Origin of the sequence: Marinomonas sp. FW-1 (assembly GCF_005222245.1) — a bacterium.
In the GTDB taxonomy this organism is placed as follows: Bacteria; Pseudomonadota; Gammaproteobacteria; order Pseudomonadales; family Marinomonadaceae; genus Marinomonas; species Marinomonas alcarazii.
On sequence record NZ_CP025987.1, the window covers coordinates 2,061,836 to 2,077,497 of the forward strand.

Consider the following 15,662-nt stretch of genomic DNA (forward strand, 5'->3'; position numbering starts at 1 on the left):
TATTAGTCATTGTAATAGGACAGCGGTAGCGAGAGTAAGATATGCACCAAACAGAGCAAGAACACTTAATTGATATGATCAATCAGATTGCGATTAACAATATCAGCCTCGGTGATGACTCCGTCGTTGCTGATATGATTGCTGGGCATGTTAAGAAATTTTGGCCACGTCGGATGAAAGTCATTTTAAACGATTATGTGGTTAATGATGGGGGGGAACGCCTTCACCCTGCAGCTTTGTTAGCAAGCAAGAAACTGTCGAAAGAAGGATAATCACAAACCCCAGTTTTACTGGGGTTTGTTTTTTTCGTAATGCAAAAGCCTAAAGTATAGGTAAAGACTCTTTTTGATGACACGATTGCATTTACGCTGGCAGCATAATCGTTGCTTCACCGGTCACAACAACTTTTCCATCACACTCACATACCGTTTTTAACGTTGCACGTCGACGGCGCTCGTTAATGTCAGTCACTGTAATTTTTGTCACGACTTCTTGGCCAATGAAAACAGGTGCGCGAAATTTCAAAGTTTGCTCTAAGTAAATGCAGCCAGGCCCTGGCAATTGCGTGCCAATAGCAGCAGAGATGAATCCCGCCGTTAACATGCCGTGAGCAATAGGCTTGCCAAAAGATGTTGTTGCAGCATAATCCGCATCTAAATGAACAGGGTTTGTATCGCCCGTCACTTCTGCAAATGCATGGACATCTGCCTCTGTAACCAGCTTGCGGTATTCAATGCTTTGATCGATAGAAAGTTGCTCTAATGTATAACCAGTAGTCATTACCAATCCTTATTTTGTCAATTTTGGTTATGGTACACTTTCAGCGATTTATTCTTAAGAGGTATCTATGGTTAAGTTGGTTATTTTTGATTGGGACGGTACCTTATTCGACTCTATCGATAAAATTTGTCACAGCATGCTGGAAGCTGGGCTCCATATAGGAGCACCAGTCAAAACAAAAGACACTATCAAAAACATTATAGGGTTATCACTCGATAAAGCAGTCAGCACAGTCTGGCCTGAGTGTTCACAAAAAATGCAAAATGACATTATTGAACACTACAAAACACTTTATGTCGCATCAGATCAGGTTCCGCCTTTAGCTTACCCTGGTGTCATGAATATGCTTGATAAACTCCATACTGCCGGTATCAAAATGGCAGTGGCAACCGGTAAAAGCCGCCGCGGACTTAATCGAGCCATGTCTCTAACGAACACGAACAACTACTTCATTACTTCCCGTTGTGCCGATGAAGCAATATCAAAACCCGATCCACTTATGCTCAACCAAATATTAACCGAGCTGGACATTTTCCCAGAGCACGCCATTATGATTGGCGACACAGAATATGATTTAACCATGGCTACCAACGCCGGTATGAAAAGTGTTGGGGTGACTTACGGCGCACATGAAGAAGAACGACTAAAAGCTTGCCAACCGCACGCTATAATTAATAATTTCAATCAACTATCAAATATTTTAGGGCTATAAAAATGAGTTGGACAGAAGACGAAGATCGCGAGCAGTCACTTAAAAAAGCCGATGGATCGCCGGAGCAAAATAAAGAGAAAACAGAAAGTTCAGACACAGACCCAAATAAAGAAATATGGTCATTACTCGAAAAAACACTCAATGACAATCTGATTGAAAAGCGTCGCGCTAGACGCTGGAAAATCTTCTTTCGTTTTACCACACTCGCTATTTTTATAGCCGTGATGGCGAGCTGGGTTGTTAAATCGAACCTGCAAGACGTCACATTAGAAGAGGACATTGTCGCCATGATACCTATGCGCGGTGTCATTGGAACTGACAACGAAATAGAGTCTTCAGAGTTTGTTTCCTTGCTTGATGCTGCATACAGCAACTCTAGATTAAAAGGCGTCATCATTGAAATGAACAGCCCTGGTGGTAGCCCTGTTCATTCTGGCATTATCTACGATGCCATTCGTTTAAAGGAAAAAAACTATCCAAACATTCCAATTCTAGTGGTTGTAGAGGATATGGCTGCTTCTGGAGGCTACTACATTGCTTCTGCGGCGAATGAGATTTATGCAGACAAAGCCAGTTTAGTTGGCTCAATTGGCGTTATTTCATCTGGCTTTGATGCGAGCAATTTACTGGAGAAAATTGGCGTTGAGCGACGTACTTTTACAGCGGGTCGCAACAAAGCCTTTCTTGACCCATTTTCGCCCATGACGGAAGAAGCCAAAACCAAGTGGCAGGCGGTATTAGATGAAACGCATCAACAATTTATCAACGCAGTAAAAGACGGTCGTGGTGATAGATTGGTTATAACAGACGATGTCTTCTCCGGTATGGTATTCACGGGCTCACAAGCCATCAAGATTGGTTTAATCGACGGCTTAGCAAGTGTAACCGATGTATTGAACACGCGTTTTCCTGACGCTGAGCCCGTTATTTTTGAACCAAAACAGGATACATGGAAAGAACTGGCCAAAGAATTTGGTGTTGAATTGGCAACCAGAGTCATAAGCACTACCAACATCCAGTAAATCATTATCCTAAACAACAAAGCTCCTTCGGGAGCTTTTTTATTGTCTAACATTAAGTGACTTTCTTCTTTATGTTGATAACCAATGGAATTGGAGTGATTCATTTTATTCTTTTGATAAATAAGATAAAATATTTATATAACTTATTTTATCAGGATGGCAACAATGGCTCGCAAAGCAAACATAGCAAGAGAAGAAATCCACCAAGCCTGTTGGGACCTACTTGAAAAAAACAGCTTCCCGAATATCCCGCGTCTGGCCGATTACTTTCTACAAAAGGACGGGCGACGATGCTCAAACACCACTTTTTTGAACGCTATCACCGAATGGGAAGAAACCTACAAAGAGCATCAGCAAAATGAATTAAGTGAACTTAATGACGTATTGCTTCCTGTTTTCAAACGCTTCTCAAGAGAAGTAACTCAAAATATTGGGCAACTTCTCGATGAAAAATCGTCCGAAATTGAGCAGCATCAAATACGTAAGCAAGAAGCAACGCAAAGTGGTTATCTGTCTTTGTCATCAGCATTAGTCGAATTACAAGATGCATACGACGCATTAACATCAGAACACCAAAAATTAAGCAGCGAAGCCGAAACACTAAAGCAAAAATCTGCACTTAATGAGCAAAGATACCAAGAGGTGATGGCTCAAAATGCGGTATTAAACAGTCAGATCAAACAGGCACAGAAAGACAATACCGAGTTGAGAATAAACCTGGCACAGAAAGAAGTGGATTTAGCCAAACAAGACAATCGACTTTCTCAGTTATCACAAGAGAATCAGAAACTAATAGAAGCGCAGCAGGAGTCTAAAAACGCCAAAGCAAAAGACGAGGCCCAACAGTGGCAAATGATGGCGAAAAAACTCGACGAACTCACCAACTCTATGAAAACCATGCAACGCAAAGATAGAGGCTCGAAACAATAACCGTTATAATGCGGCAAACGCCGTATTCGCGCATTCATTATTAAGAAGAGAAGATGAGCAAAAAACAAACAGCCGTTCGAGATTTATCCACCATTAAAGACTTCATTCGTTGGACATTCAGCCGCTTTCAAAAGGCTGATTTATTTTACGGTCACGGCACAGATAACCCATGGGACGAAGCGGTTCATCTAGTTATGGGCGCACTAAAGCTTCCACTAGATTTTGATCGCGATATGTTAGATTGTGCACTAACTTATAATGAAAAAAAGCACCTTCTTAAACTTGTGCAGACACGCATCAGCAAACGCGAGCCTTTGCCATATTTATTAGGCGAAGCTTGGTTTATGGGGCTGCCATTCAAAGTCACTAAAGATACGTTAATCCCACGCTCACCGATCATCTCACTACTAGAAAGTGAATTTTCACCTTGGCTAAAAAACTACCCATTAAATATATTGGACATGTGCACTGGCTCAGGCTGTCTTGGTATTGCTGCCGCCTTAGTATTCGAAGATGCTGAAGTCGACATTTCGGATATTAGTGAAGCCGCCTTATTAGTCGCTAATGAAAATATTCTTCGCCACCAAGTAGAAGACAGAGTGCAAGCAATTCATTCTGATATGTTTCAAGGCTTAGCCGGCAAACGCTACGATCTTATTATCTGCAATCCGCCTTATGTAGATGCTGATGACTTTGCAAATGCGCCAGCAGAATTTCACAATGAGCCGGAATTAGCTTTAACATCTGGCGATGACGGACTGAGTTTTACCCATGATTTTTTAGCCCAAGTCGCGCATTATTTGCAAGATGACGGTATATTAGTATACGAAGTAGGAAACACCGAAGTAGCGTTACAAGCTGCATACCCTGACATTCCCTTTATGTGGGTTGAACTAGAGCAGGGTGGTAATGGCGTATTTATCCTAACTAAAGAACAACTTAGCGAACTATTACAAGAGCAGAATTAACCTATGTCTGGTAATACATTTGGAACACTTTTTAAGGTCACCACCTTTGGTGAGAGTCATGGTCTTGCACTGGGAGCCATTGTTGACGGCTGCCCACCAGGAATCGAGATATGTGAAGCTGATTTGCAACGTGACTTAGATCTACGCAAACCAGGCACCTCTAAACACACAACACAACGTCGTGAAGCCGATGAAGTAAAGATTTTATCAGGCGTTTTCGAGGGTAAAACGACAGGCACGCCAATCGGATTAATGATCGAAAATACCGATCAGCGCTCAAAAGATTACGGCAATATCGCAGATACTTTCCGCCCAGCTCATGCCGATTACACGTATGATCAAAAATACGGCTTTCGCGATTATCGTGGTGGCGGTCGTTCATCAGCACGAGAAACAGCGATGCGTGTTGCGGCTGGGGCCATTGCGAAAAAATACTTGAAACAACAATTCGGTATTGAAATCCAAGGTTTCTTGTCTCAACTGGGCCCAATCAAATTGGAAGTGAAAGACTTAAGCCAAGTCTATGACAACAGTTTTTTTAGCCCTGATCCTGATGCGATTCCTCAGCTTGAGGAATACATGACGGCATTACGCCGTGAAGGAGATTCTGTTGGCGCAAAGATTACCGTTATTGCCAAAAACCTAATGCCAGGCCTTGGCGAGCCAGTATTTGATCGCTTAGATGCAGACATTGCCAAAGCCATCATGAGCATCAACGCAGTAAAAGGCGTAGAAATTGGTGACGGATTTGATGTCGTCGAACAAAAAGGCAGCGAACACCGTGATGAAATGACACCTGAAGGCTTTTTAAGTAATCATGCCGGCGGTGTTTTGGGCGGCATTTCATCTGGCCAAGACATTGTTGTGCACATGGCCTTAAAACCTACGTCAAGCATTACGATTCCAGGCAAGAGTATTGACCGTGCTGGAAATTCAATAGACGTCATTACTAAAGGTCGACATGACCCTTGTGTTGGTATTCGTGCAACCCCAATTGCCGAAGCAATGCTCGCATTAACTATTATGGATCACTTGCTAAGACACAGAGCGCAAAATGCAGATGTTGTCTGCCCAACGCCCATTATTAAAGGGCAAGCATAGTCTTACAGATATTCCAAACAACAAGCCGCTATTAGCAGATAGCGGCTTTTTTATTTTTATGATTTCAATACGAGGCGATTAATGGCTAATACACTAGGAACGACTGTCATTCGAATTCGCGTTGGCTCCACGAATCCGGTCAAAGTAAACGCGGCCAGACAGGCTTTTACCCAAGCTTTCCCAAACCACATCATTCATTGTGAAGAAATGCATGCACCTTCTGGTGTTGCAGAGCAACCCATGTCAGAAGCGGAAACTCGGCTTGGCGCACAAAATCGCGCGCGTTATTGCTTTGAAAATAGTAAAGACAAGGTGATGAATTTCTTTGTTGCAATGGAGGGCGGTGTTGATAAATTCGAGGAGGGTGCAGCCACCTTTGCTTACGTCGCCATTGTAAACAGTGAAGGTCTTCTAATGACAGGCCGTTCTGCAAATTTGCCTCTGCCAGACAAAGTTTATCAGCGCTTGCAAGCCAATGAAGAATTGGGACTGGTTATGGACGACCTGTTTAATACGGATAACATTCGACAAAAAGGCGGCGCCATAGGCTTGTTTACCAATCACGCAGCGACAAGAGAAAGCGTCTACACAGAAGCTCTGGTGCTTGCATTGGCCCCAGCGTTGCACTCTGAACATTATTTTTAAACTGTTAGATTAAGTACATACAATGAAGTATAAATGGATCTTATTTGATGCTGACGAAACACTATTTCATTTCGATAATTTCGCTGGCTTAAAACACATGTTTGCACAACATGGCGTGGCTTTTGAAAAAGCCGAATACGATGAATACCAGGTTGTAAACAAACAGCTTTGGGTCGATTATCAAAATAATCAGATTAATGCAGAACAACTACAAACACGTCGTTTTAAATTATGGAGCGATAGACTGGCCATTAGCCCAAAAGAACTTAACAAACAGTTTCTAGACGCTATGGCGGAAATCTGTAAGACATTACCAGGCGCGGTAGAACTAGTGTCGTATTTGCATGCAAACAGTATCAAGATGGGCATAATCACCAATGGCTTTGTCCAGTTACAAGCAGTACGACTAGAGCGAACAGGTTTTTTACCATATTTCGCACCCGTGGTTACTTCAGAGTCCGTTGGTGTTGCTAAACCACACCCTAAAATATTCGAACATGCTTTTGAGCAAATGGGCTCACCAAACAAAGAACACGTACTTATGGTTGGCGATACCTTGGAGTCAGATATTTTAGGAGGAAACAACTTTGGCATTGATACATGCTGGCTTAACCATCACAACAAAGAGCATCCAAAGGAAATAACACCAACTCACCAAATTCGTTCACTGGTTGAGTTACAGAGTTGGTTAAATTCTAAATAGGGCATCTAGCTCTAAATAGATAGCCCAGAATGAAGAAACCCCATATAAACCTTGCTGAGTTTATATGGGGTTAACTGTAAGCATATTAGCTGAGTCGTCTTTATTACTTATTTTTTAGTAGCAGACAAATACTTATCTAAAGTTTCTTGGCTTGCAGATTTAACCGTCATACCGTCTGGACCAGCACCGATATTTGTATACTGTTTTGCAGGCTCACCATGTTCTTTAAAGAACTCTAATTCTTTAGAACCTTCCTCAAAAACCCAAAGGCGTCCATCTTCAACTTTTGTAGTGAATCCATCGACATCGTATTTTGAAGCAGATGTGTCAGAAGACATTGAAGAGCAAGCGCTAAGAGATCCAGCAAGCAAAGCAGCGATAATCAGTTTGTTTTTGTTCATTAAGAGCACCTATACAAAAGTAGATTGTTTAAAAGTTAAAAACTCATAATGAAAGAATTGCGTTACAGAAAAATGACGAAATGATTTAACGAGCAATTTTTTTGCACAGTTTAGAAATAAGGCACTTAAGAGGACTGGAATAACACTCACTATTTCCGATAAATGTTATTATCGGAAATAGTGTATATTTGGAAATAGCGACCTCAAAGCCGCTAAATCTTATCCATACTTCTTAAATTTAAATGCATGCGCATGTTTCCGCAACGATGCTGCGGTTACGACCTTGCCCTTTGGCTTCATACAACGCTTGATCAGCAGCTGATAATGTTTCTGATACATTTGCTCCACAGTCTGCAAACCATTCAGCTACACCAATCGAAACCGTTATATTACCAACAACATCGAATTTTTCATCAGAAATGGCAACGCGTAATCGTTCAGCAATACTGTAGGCTTCATCTAACGTGATTTCTTTAAGAACCAATATAAATTCTTCACCGCCTGTACGAGCCACCATGTCACCATCTCGAGTGAAATGCTTTAGTATGTTCGCCTGATGCTTCAACACTTCATCGCCAACACTATGCCCAAAGGTATCGTTAATGCGTTTAAAGTAATCAATGTCTAGCGCCAAAATAGCGAATGGCATGTCTAACAACTCAAGTTGTTTGAGTTTAATTTGAAATGCACGACGGTTACTAACGCCGGTTAATGGGTCTGTTTCAGCGTCTCTCTTTAATTCACCAATTTGGCTCTGAATAACCTTAACACCACTTAGCATGGCACGTTTCAACCCTAGACTTTCAACATACCACGATCTTATGTTCTCAATATCCTCGTTCACAGTTGGACTATCAAGTGAACGAGCCTTCTCAGCCAACTGTTGCAATGGCCTAGAAATCGCCCGTGCGAACAACCAAATAAACAGGAATACTCCAAAAGCCAATGGCAATGTACGTAAGACCACTTTTTCCATAATTCCGGTTAGTGGGAGCAAAGTCGATTCCAGTGGACTTTGTGTAATGACAATCCAACCAGTACTGGGAATAACAGAATAGCCTGCGAGCATAGGAACACCCTTCACGCTCTCAAGCATCATTCCACCTTCTTTAGATGCTAGAACATCGTCAATACCTTCATCATTATCAAAAAAAGTACCAATTCTCGCTTGATCAGGATGGTATAAAATCTGTTTATTTGCGTCGATGACATAAATATACGAGCCATTCTTATAGTGATGTTCACCCAGAATATCGCTCAAAATATTTGGACTCTTCAAATAAATGGAGCCCCCTAAAAACCCTCGATAAGTACCATCTGAACTAAATATCGGTGAAGAGATAAAAACAATCAGGTTTTTGAGCGTTGAAACATAAGGGCTACTGATTAAATTTGCTTTCTCTTCTTGAGCTTCCCTAACCCCTAACGATGTGAGCTTTTTTCCCACTATATCCAGGGTTTCAGGTGAAGCGGCTTTTGCTAAGCCAGAAGCATCGCTAATTACAACCGAATTAAAACTGTCAGTTTGATATTTCAACCGATTTGCTTCTTCAGTTAATGTAGCCTGATCGCTCATTTTATCGTTAATAGAATTTGCGGAGTAAGCGAGCTGTTGCAGAGTGGATGTTAAAAACACCTCAGTCGTATCTGAAAGTTTATTTGCATACGCCCTATTTACCTCAATAGCTTGGGATATAAGCTGTTCTTTTTGCACTTCATAGTTTGAATAAAAGCTGCTAACAAAAGTAAGGATGGTGGCTGTAAGAGCGAGGAATAAAATCAGTCGGTTTAACTTGAGGAGCTTGCTATTTAAGAAGGTCAAAATCGTATATCCATTACGTAGAGTAAATTTTTGCATTGCAGGTCATTTTATACCAAAAAAAGAGGCGCATTCAGCCCCCCTCTTTGTTTTAATCAAAATTGTTAGCAGTAGACTTTTTGTATCGATTGAAACAAACCATCAACAAACCAGAAAACGATAATATGGCGGCGGCTGCAGGAATCCATTCAAAGCCAAAACCAATACTAATAACCAGTCCACCTAATGCAGCACCAAGAGCATTCCCAAGATTAAAAGCCCCTATATTAATCGAAGAAGCTAAGCCTGGCGCCTGTGCAGCAATTTTCATCACTTGCATTTGTAATGGTGGACCGCTACCAAAAATCACCACGCCCCATAACAAGGTTGTTAACGATGCGCCTATAAGACTGGTCGATGTAAAACGGAACAAAAGCAAAATAGTAATCTGTAAGCCAAGAAAGACAAATAACGCCATATCGGGAGACTTATCTGTTAACTTGCCACTGATGAAGTTACCTAAAGTGAAGCCAATGCCGACTAACATCAACATTAAAGCAATCGCATTATCTGAAGCGTCAGCTAATGTCTGCATGATTGGCGTGATGTAGGTATACAAGGTAAACATAGATCCTGCACATAACACAGTGGTAGAGAATGCTCTTAGTGCCGCAGGCTGAGTAATTGCCTTCAATTCAGCTTTGACATTCGGCTTGTCAGCTTTTGGCATGCGAGGCAAGTTACGATAAATACCCGCAAACGCAATCACGCCTAATAATGCCGTCAGAGCAAAAGCCAGTCGCCAATCTATTGTCTGCCCAATCCATGTCGCAATTGGGACACCAACGATATTGGCAATGGTTAAACCCAAAAAGATAGCCGCGACCGCTGAGCCTTTTTTATGAGCAGGTGCCATATTCATCGCAACCAATGCCCCAATACCAAAAAACGCCCCATGGGAAAAACTCGTGATAATACGAGAAATCATGAAAGTAGAATAATTTACCGAGACGGCAGATAAAATATTGCCAACAATGAAAATGACCATTAAAGCAAGTAGTGAGGTTTTGTGGCTGTAGCGAGTTAAATACAAAGTTATTAAGGGCGCACCCAACATCACACCGATCGCATAAGCACTGATCAATAAGCCTGCCGCAGGTATAGAGGCATTTACACCGTCAGCGATTACGGGCAGTAACCCCATCGGCATAAATTCTGTTGTCCCTAATCCAAATGTACCGAGGGCAAGGGCAAATATACCCCATTGATAAGCCTGCATAGACGCTCCACTGTAAATGAAAAATAACCAAACCAAATCAAAAAAATAAGCCAATAACAGAAGCTATTGGCTTATTAAATGGAGCCGTATTTTACACCAAACATTTATCAAATGCTTGGCAAAATCAATGCCCTCTATTTTCGGAGTTTCTGCTTATGCGGTTTAGTGTGGCTTGGCCACCAGAACCAATAGATCACGAACAATATAAGCAACAACCCTATTATATTAATGAGCGCGTTCATTTAGACACCTCCTGGCGTTTTTCTTTTAACTGGGAGACTTTCAATAATCGTAGTCGGTTAGCATTCATGACAACAGTAACAGACGATAAAGACATAGCCGCACCAGCGATAACAGGACTCAAAAGCCAACCCGTAAAAGGAAACAACACACCAGCTGCTACCGGTATACCCAAACTGTTATAGGTGAATGCCCCCCATAGGTTTTGCTTGATATTACGCAAGGTTGCCGAGCTAATATCAATAACATCCGCCACACCGCGTAAATCATTATGGATCAGAGTGATGTCAGCACTCTCCATAGCGACGTCTGTACCCGCGCCCATAGCAAATCCCACATCCGCTTGAGCCAATGCCGGTGCATCGTTAATTCCATCGCCAATCATGCCAACCACTTCGCCTTTAGACTGCAGCGCTTGGATCCAATTTAACTTATCATCCGGCATAAACTGCGCGTGGTAGTCATCGATGCCTACATGATCAGCCACAGCCTTTGCTGTCTCTGGATTATCGCCGGTGAGCATCACAACTTTTAAACCTTGATCTTTAAAATGTTCAATGACAGATTTAACTCCCGCCTTAATTGGATCCTCTATAAAGAAGATCGCCAATACATGCGTAGTATCAGATAAATAGACACGAGTCGTGCTTTTAACGCCCTCGTCGCTTTGTGCCATATTTAGGTCAATAGCATGCTCTTTCATTAAACGTTGGTTGCCTAATAAATAGGTTTTACCATCGTATACCACTTTAGCGCCCAAACCACTGAGCGACTCAAAACGCTCCAATTTAATACTATGCTTTTTGTGTGAATCAAAATGAGCCAATAGCGCGTCAGCCAAAGGATGATTTGCTTGTGATTCTATTGCCGTGACAATTTGACCAACAAACTCTTCCTGAGCGCGCTCAGCTATCTGCTGATGAACCACTTTCGGCTTTCCTTCGGTTATGGTTCCAGTTTTATCCAAAACGATCACAGACAATTCACTGGCTCGCTGTAAAGCTTCACCATTGCGAATCAGACCACCATACTCTGCGGCTTTACCAATACCAATCATGGTAGAAATGGGTGTTGCCAACCCCAAAGCGCAAGGGCAAGCAATGATGAGAACCGAAATCGTCGTCACTAGCATATATGACAGCGCCGCATCATTTCCAAAGTTAAACCAAGCTAGCGCGGTAACAATAGCGATAATGATCACACTAGGAACAAATACAGCGGAGACTTTATCCGCCAAGACGCTGATTGGTGGCTTAGAATTCTGAGCCTTGCCAACCATAGTAATAATTTGAGCCAGAAGCGTATCCGCCCCTACTCGAGTTGCTTTAAATAATAAACTTCCCTGACCATTTACAGTGCCAGCCGACAATACACTGCCTTGGTGTTTTTCGATGGGCTCAGCCTCGCCCGTTAGCATAGATTCATTTACGGTGGAGGAGCCTTCGACTACTTCACCATCAACCGGAACCTTATCCCCTGCACGAACTCGCAAGATGTCATTTACTTTGATGTCGGCTACAGGCACGCGAGTCTCAGAATCCCCCTCAACCTTGGTTGCCATCTTGGGACGTAAATCTAATAAACGATGCAAAGCCTTGCTGGTTTTACGACGCGCACTTAACTCTAACGCTTGCCCCAAGTTAATTAGGCCGATAATCATAACGGCCGCTTCAAAATACAGATGCTGTGTATTATCTGGAAACCACTGGCTTGGTGCTAAAATCACTAGCATGGAATATAACCAAGCGCTTCCCGTACCTAATGCGATAAGTAGATCCATATTCGCTTGATGATTACGAAACGCCTTCCACGCTCCGCGAAAATAATGCCGTCCTGCACTGATCATGATTAGCAAGGTGATTAAGCCGATGATTCCCCACACGACTTTTTCGGTGAACGTGCTCACCATCATATCCCCACCTAAAACGCCATAAAGCATTAAAGGAACACCCAACCCCAAGCCAAGAATCGACGATTTTTTCTTATGCTGGTATTCCTGCTGTTCTCTTGCTTGACGCTCTTCCTGACTTTTTTCTGCATCAACAATAAGGCTTGCTTGGTAACCTGATTTTTCGACAGCCTTAATGAGTTCTTCTACCTTCCCCTTGCTGATTACTTGAGCGGTGTGACTGGCAAAATTCACTTCAGCAGACACTACATCTTCTGCATTATTCAGCGCTTTTTGAACCGTATTAACACAGCCCGCACAGGTCATTCCAGCAATTGATAGCTGGTAACTTTGAGTGTCTGTGGTTTTATCTGAAGTGGCCTGCTCTTTTTCGCTGCCAGTTTCCAGGGCCTGTTTTTCTTCTGCTTCACTTTTTTGAGCATGCTCATCATTAAACAAACCTTGAAACTCAAAACCTGCCTTTGTAACACTCTCCTCAATTTCAGCTAGTGGTAAATCAGACGTCACCAACAACTGTTCTTGTTTAGGAATGCCCTCAACTTGCGCTTCTGGACTTTTCACCTGAATGAATTTGCGAACTTTTGAGACACAGCCTTGGCATGACATACCGGTCACTCTTAGCGTTAGCTCGACTTTTTGATCAGATGATTTTGATGCTGAATCTGTCATATGCTCTTTCCTTCTAATCTCGTCATGACGCGCTTCACTTTGTATTTTCCCATTCTTCAATCAAACAACAAATCGAATGGCCATCAGGCGCACCGTTTGGCATGTGCTCCCACGCAGCTAGAGCCTCTTCCATTTTGATTAAATGCGCTTGCAATTGAGCTATTTTTAATTTGGTTTCAGGCACCTTCTTTTCCAGAAGGTCACGAACCATTGGGCAAGGTGAATCGCCACTATCGGATTGCTGAAAAATCTCTTCGATCTGTTTTAAGCTAAAACCTAATTCACTGGCTTGACGGATGAAATTCAATCGCTGCAATGCCACTTTGTCGTAGAGCTGATATCCATTATTCGGATCACGCTCAGCATGGATTAACCCAAGCCTAGTGTAGTGACGAACTGTCTCAGTCGTAACCTTGCCTATTTTAGCTAGCTCACTCACTCGCATAGGGACCCCCTTTAGCTTCTTTTAAGTTTTCATCATAACGCTAGTGTAAAACCTATGTGTAGCACATAGGTCAAGCTGATATTAATTCCTTGGTAAAAATTTAGCGCAAAAAAAACCGAGTTCATTATGAACTCGGTTTTGTATGGGGCACTTTAAAAGAAAAGATCAGTGCAACTTCAGTTTTGGCTTAACGACCTTGCCAATTTTTTGTGCAGCCATAATCACCGTCGCTTTCAACCAGCCATGAATTGCAATGAGATGAAGTCTGTACAGAGAAACATAAACGAAACGAGCGATACGGCCCTCTATAAACATGGAGCCACCCATTAAATTTCCCATTAGATTACCCACTGTACTATAGCGGCTCAAATTCACCAGAGAGCCATAATCTTTGTAGGTATATTCTTTAAGCGGCTCGCTCAAAAATGACGCCTTGATATTATCAAATACAAGGGCTGCCATTTGGTGAGCTGATTGTGCTCTTGGCGGCACAAAAGAGCCATCGGCTTGCTCACATGCGCAACAATCACCTATGACATAAATATTGTCAAAGTTTGTCGTTTGCAGGGTTCCTTTGACTAATATTTGATTGTTACGTGTGGTCTCAAAACCTTCGATATCCGCCACAAAATCCGGTGCTTTAACACCAGCAGCCCAAATCATTAGGTCAGCTTCAATGTTTCCCTCATCGGCAGTTTGGAAGCCACCGTCGTAAGCACGCACAACTCGCGTGTTTTGACTTACCGTAACACCAAGACGAATCAGCTCTTTAGTCGCCAAGGAAGCAATACGGTCAGGCAGCGCAGGAAGAATTCGTTGACCAGCTTCAATTAATTGCACTTGAACTCGTTTACCTGACATTTCAGGCATACCATAAGCTTTAAGCATGTCAGCCACATGAAATAATTCAGCCGATAATTCAACGCCTGTAGCTCCCCCACCAACAATGGCAAGTTTGAGTTTAGCGTCTGTGCCTTCTTGATGAACTCGTAAAAACTGATTCAATAAGGCTTGCTGGAAGCGTTCGGCTTGTTTGTGGGAATCAAGAAAGTAGCAATGATCTGAGACACCTGGCGTGCCAAAATCATTACTCACACTACCAACAGCCATAATCAGTATGTCATAGGAAATGGTACGTTCTGGCAAAACAACATGCCCCATATCATCTGATAAAGAATCCAATCGTAACGTTCGAGCTTCAGGATCAACACCCATCAAAGTGCCTAACTGAAATTGGTAATGATGCTTTGCGGCATGAGCCCGATAATTCAAACCATCGCTGTTTATATCTAATGAGCCAGTCGCAACTTCATGCAACAGCGGCTTCCAAATGTGAGTCTGACTTCGATCAATCAGCACAACATCAGCTTGACGCTTTTTCCCAAAGGCGTGTCCTAACTTGGTAACTAACTCCAAGCCACCAGCACCACCGCCAACAACAACGATTTTCTTCATACAAAATCACCTATAAACATTGAATAATTTGGAAAGCATTCATTAACCTACTTTCCAAATTATTCATGAGACTTTACTTACCCGTTTTTATTTCACTCGTTGCGCCAGGAGCTTATCCAATGTATTTGCAAACGCCATTCTATCTTGCTGACTAAATGTCGCTGGCCCACCCATCTGCACACCAGATGAACGCATCTGCTCCATGAAGTCTCGCATCCCTAAGCGCTGCTTTATGTTTTCTTTGGTATAAAGTTCACCACGAGGGTTTATCGCTAACGCACCTTTCTCAATCACGTCCGATGCTAAAGGAATATCCGCAGTAATGACCAAGTCGTGACTATCGATATTATCGACTATGTAGTTATCTGCAACATCAAAGCCAGAACTAACGACACGTCGCTCAATCCATTTTGATGGAGGAATAGAGATGGCTTGATTAGCCACTAAGATACAAGGAATTTCAACTCGCTCAGCGGCACGAAAAAGAATGGTTTTTATAACATTAGGACAGGCGTCAGCGTCGACCCACAAGCGCATAGGATTCCCCTTTTTGTAGGGCACTATTATTGATCAGTCGAAATATGAAATCCAGTGATGAATAAGAA

The 15,662-nt window shown here is 42.4% G+C and carries 16 protein-coding genes; 8 read left to right on the forward strand and 8 right to left on the reverse strand.

Annotated features, from left to right (window positions below):
* The first annotated feature begins 41 nt into the window (after window positions 1–41).
* Window positions 42–272: a formate dehydrogenase subunit delta gene (locus C1X04_RS09655; RefSeq protein WP_110572637.1), complete on the forward strand. Its 231-nt coding sequence runs from the start codon at window positions 42–44 to the stop codon at window positions 270–272.
* A 91-nt stretch (window positions 273–363) separates the two neighbouring features.
* Here the strand turns inward: C1X04_RS09655 and C1X04_RS09660 are convergent, their stop codons facing one another.
* Window positions 364–780 carry a MaoC family dehydratase gene (locus C1X04_RS09660; RefSeq protein WP_137169788.1) on the reverse strand — a complete coding sequence of 139 codons (417 nt, stop codon included), beginning with the start codon at window positions 778–780 and terminating at the stop codon, window positions 364–366.
* A gap of 67 nt (window positions 781–847) precedes the next feature.
* Here C1X04_RS09660 and C1X04_RS09665 point away from each other — a divergent pair, with 67 nt between their 5' ends.
* From C1X04_RS09665 to yjjG, 7 genes are all read left to right on the forward strand, one after another.
* Complete coding sequence (locus C1X04_RS09665; protein ID WP_110572641.1) at window positions 848–1,492, forward strand: HAD-IA family hydrolase; 645 nt, start codon at window positions 848–850, stop codon at window positions 1,490–1,492.
* Window positions 1,493–1,494: 2 nt separating this feature from the next.
* A complete protein-coding gene (sppA, locus tag C1X04_RS09670; RefSeq protein ID WP_137169789.1) occupies window positions 1,495–2,514 on the forward strand; it encodes a signal peptide peptidase SppA in 1,020 nt (339 codons plus the stop codon).
* A gap of 165 nt (window positions 2,515–2,679) precedes the next feature.
* Window positions 2,680–3,444 (forward strand): hypothetical protein, encoded by a 765-nt coding sequence (locus C1X04_RS09675; protein ID WP_137169790.1) that lies wholly within the window; start codon window positions 2,680–2,682, stop codon window positions 3,442–3,444.
* Window positions 3,445–3,497: 53 nt separating this feature from the next.
* Window positions 3,498–4,412, forward strand: a complete 915-nt coding sequence (prmB, locus tag C1X04_RS09680) for a 50S ribosomal protein L3 N(5)-glutamine methyltransferase (RefSeq protein ID WP_137169791.1) — start codon at window positions 3,498–3,500, stop codon at window positions 4,410–4,412.
* Window positions 4,413–4,415: 3 nt separating this feature from the next.
* Entirely contained in the window at window positions 4,416–5,513 is a 1,098-nt protein-coding gene (gene aroC / locus C1X04_RS09685) for a chorismate synthase (protein ID WP_110572648.1), read from the forward strand.
* Between the two features lie 81 nt (window positions 5,514–5,594).
* Window positions 5,595–6,158 (forward strand): inosine/xanthosine triphosphatase, encoded by a 564-nt coding sequence (gene yjjX, locus C1X04_RS09690; protein ID WP_137169792.1) that lies wholly within the window; start codon window positions 5,595–5,597, stop codon window positions 6,156–6,158.
* Between the two features lie 22 nt (window positions 6,159–6,180).
* Window positions 6,181–6,861, forward strand: a complete 681-nt coding sequence (gene yjjG / locus C1X04_RS09695) for a pyrimidine 5'-nucleotidase (protein WP_137169793.1) — start codon at window positions 6,181–6,183, stop codon at window positions 6,859–6,861.
* A 107-nt stretch (window positions 6,862–6,968) separates the two neighbouring features.
* On the opposite strand, the gene C1X04_RS09700 is transcribed toward yjjG, so the two are convergent.
* The 7 genes from C1X04_RS09700 to C1X04_RS09730 form a co-directional block, all read right to left on the reverse strand.
* The gene (locus tag C1X04_RS09700) at window positions 6,969–7,262 is read right to left on the reverse strand and encodes a hypothetical protein (RefSeq protein ID WP_217494962.1); all 294 of its coding nucleotides are present in this window, start codon (window positions 7,260–7,262) and stop codon (window positions 6,969–6,971) included.
* A 238-nt stretch (window positions 7,263–7,500) separates the two neighbouring features.
* Entirely contained in the window at window positions 7,501–9,120 is a 1,620-nt protein-coding gene (locus C1X04_RS09705; RefSeq protein WP_137169794.1) for a sensor domain-containing diguanylate cyclase, read from the reverse strand.
* Between the two features lie 52 nt (window positions 9,121–9,172).
* Complete coding sequence (locus tag C1X04_RS09710; protein WP_137169795.1) at window positions 9,173–10,339, reverse strand: MFS transporter; 1,167 nt, start codon at window positions 10,337–10,339, stop codon at window positions 9,173–9,175.
* A gap of 238 nt (window positions 10,340–10,577) precedes the next feature.
* Entirely contained in the window at window positions 10,578–13,157 is a 2,580-nt protein-coding gene (locus C1X04_RS09715; protein ID WP_137169796.1) for a heavy metal translocating P-type ATPase, read from the reverse strand.
* A 34-nt stretch (window positions 13,158–13,191) separates the two neighbouring features.
* Complete coding sequence (locus C1X04_RS09720) at window positions 13,192–13,602, reverse strand: MerR family transcriptional regulator (protein ID WP_110572658.1); 411 nt, start codon at window positions 13,600–13,602, stop codon at window positions 13,192–13,194.
* A gap of 165 nt (window positions 13,603–13,767) precedes the next feature.
* Window positions 13,768–15,057: an NAD(P)/FAD-dependent oxidoreductase gene (locus C1X04_RS09725; RefSeq protein ID WP_110572660.1), complete on the reverse strand. Its 1,290-nt coding sequence runs from the start codon at window positions 15,055–15,057 to the stop codon at window positions 13,768–13,770.
* 87 nt (window positions 15,058–15,144) lie between these two features.
* Window positions 15,145–15,594: a YaiI/YqxD family protein gene (locus C1X04_RS09730; RefSeq protein ID WP_137169797.1), complete on the reverse strand. Its 450-nt coding sequence runs from the start codon at window positions 15,592–15,594 to the stop codon at window positions 15,145–15,147.
* Between the last annotated feature and the right edge of the window lie 68 nt (window positions 15,595–15,662).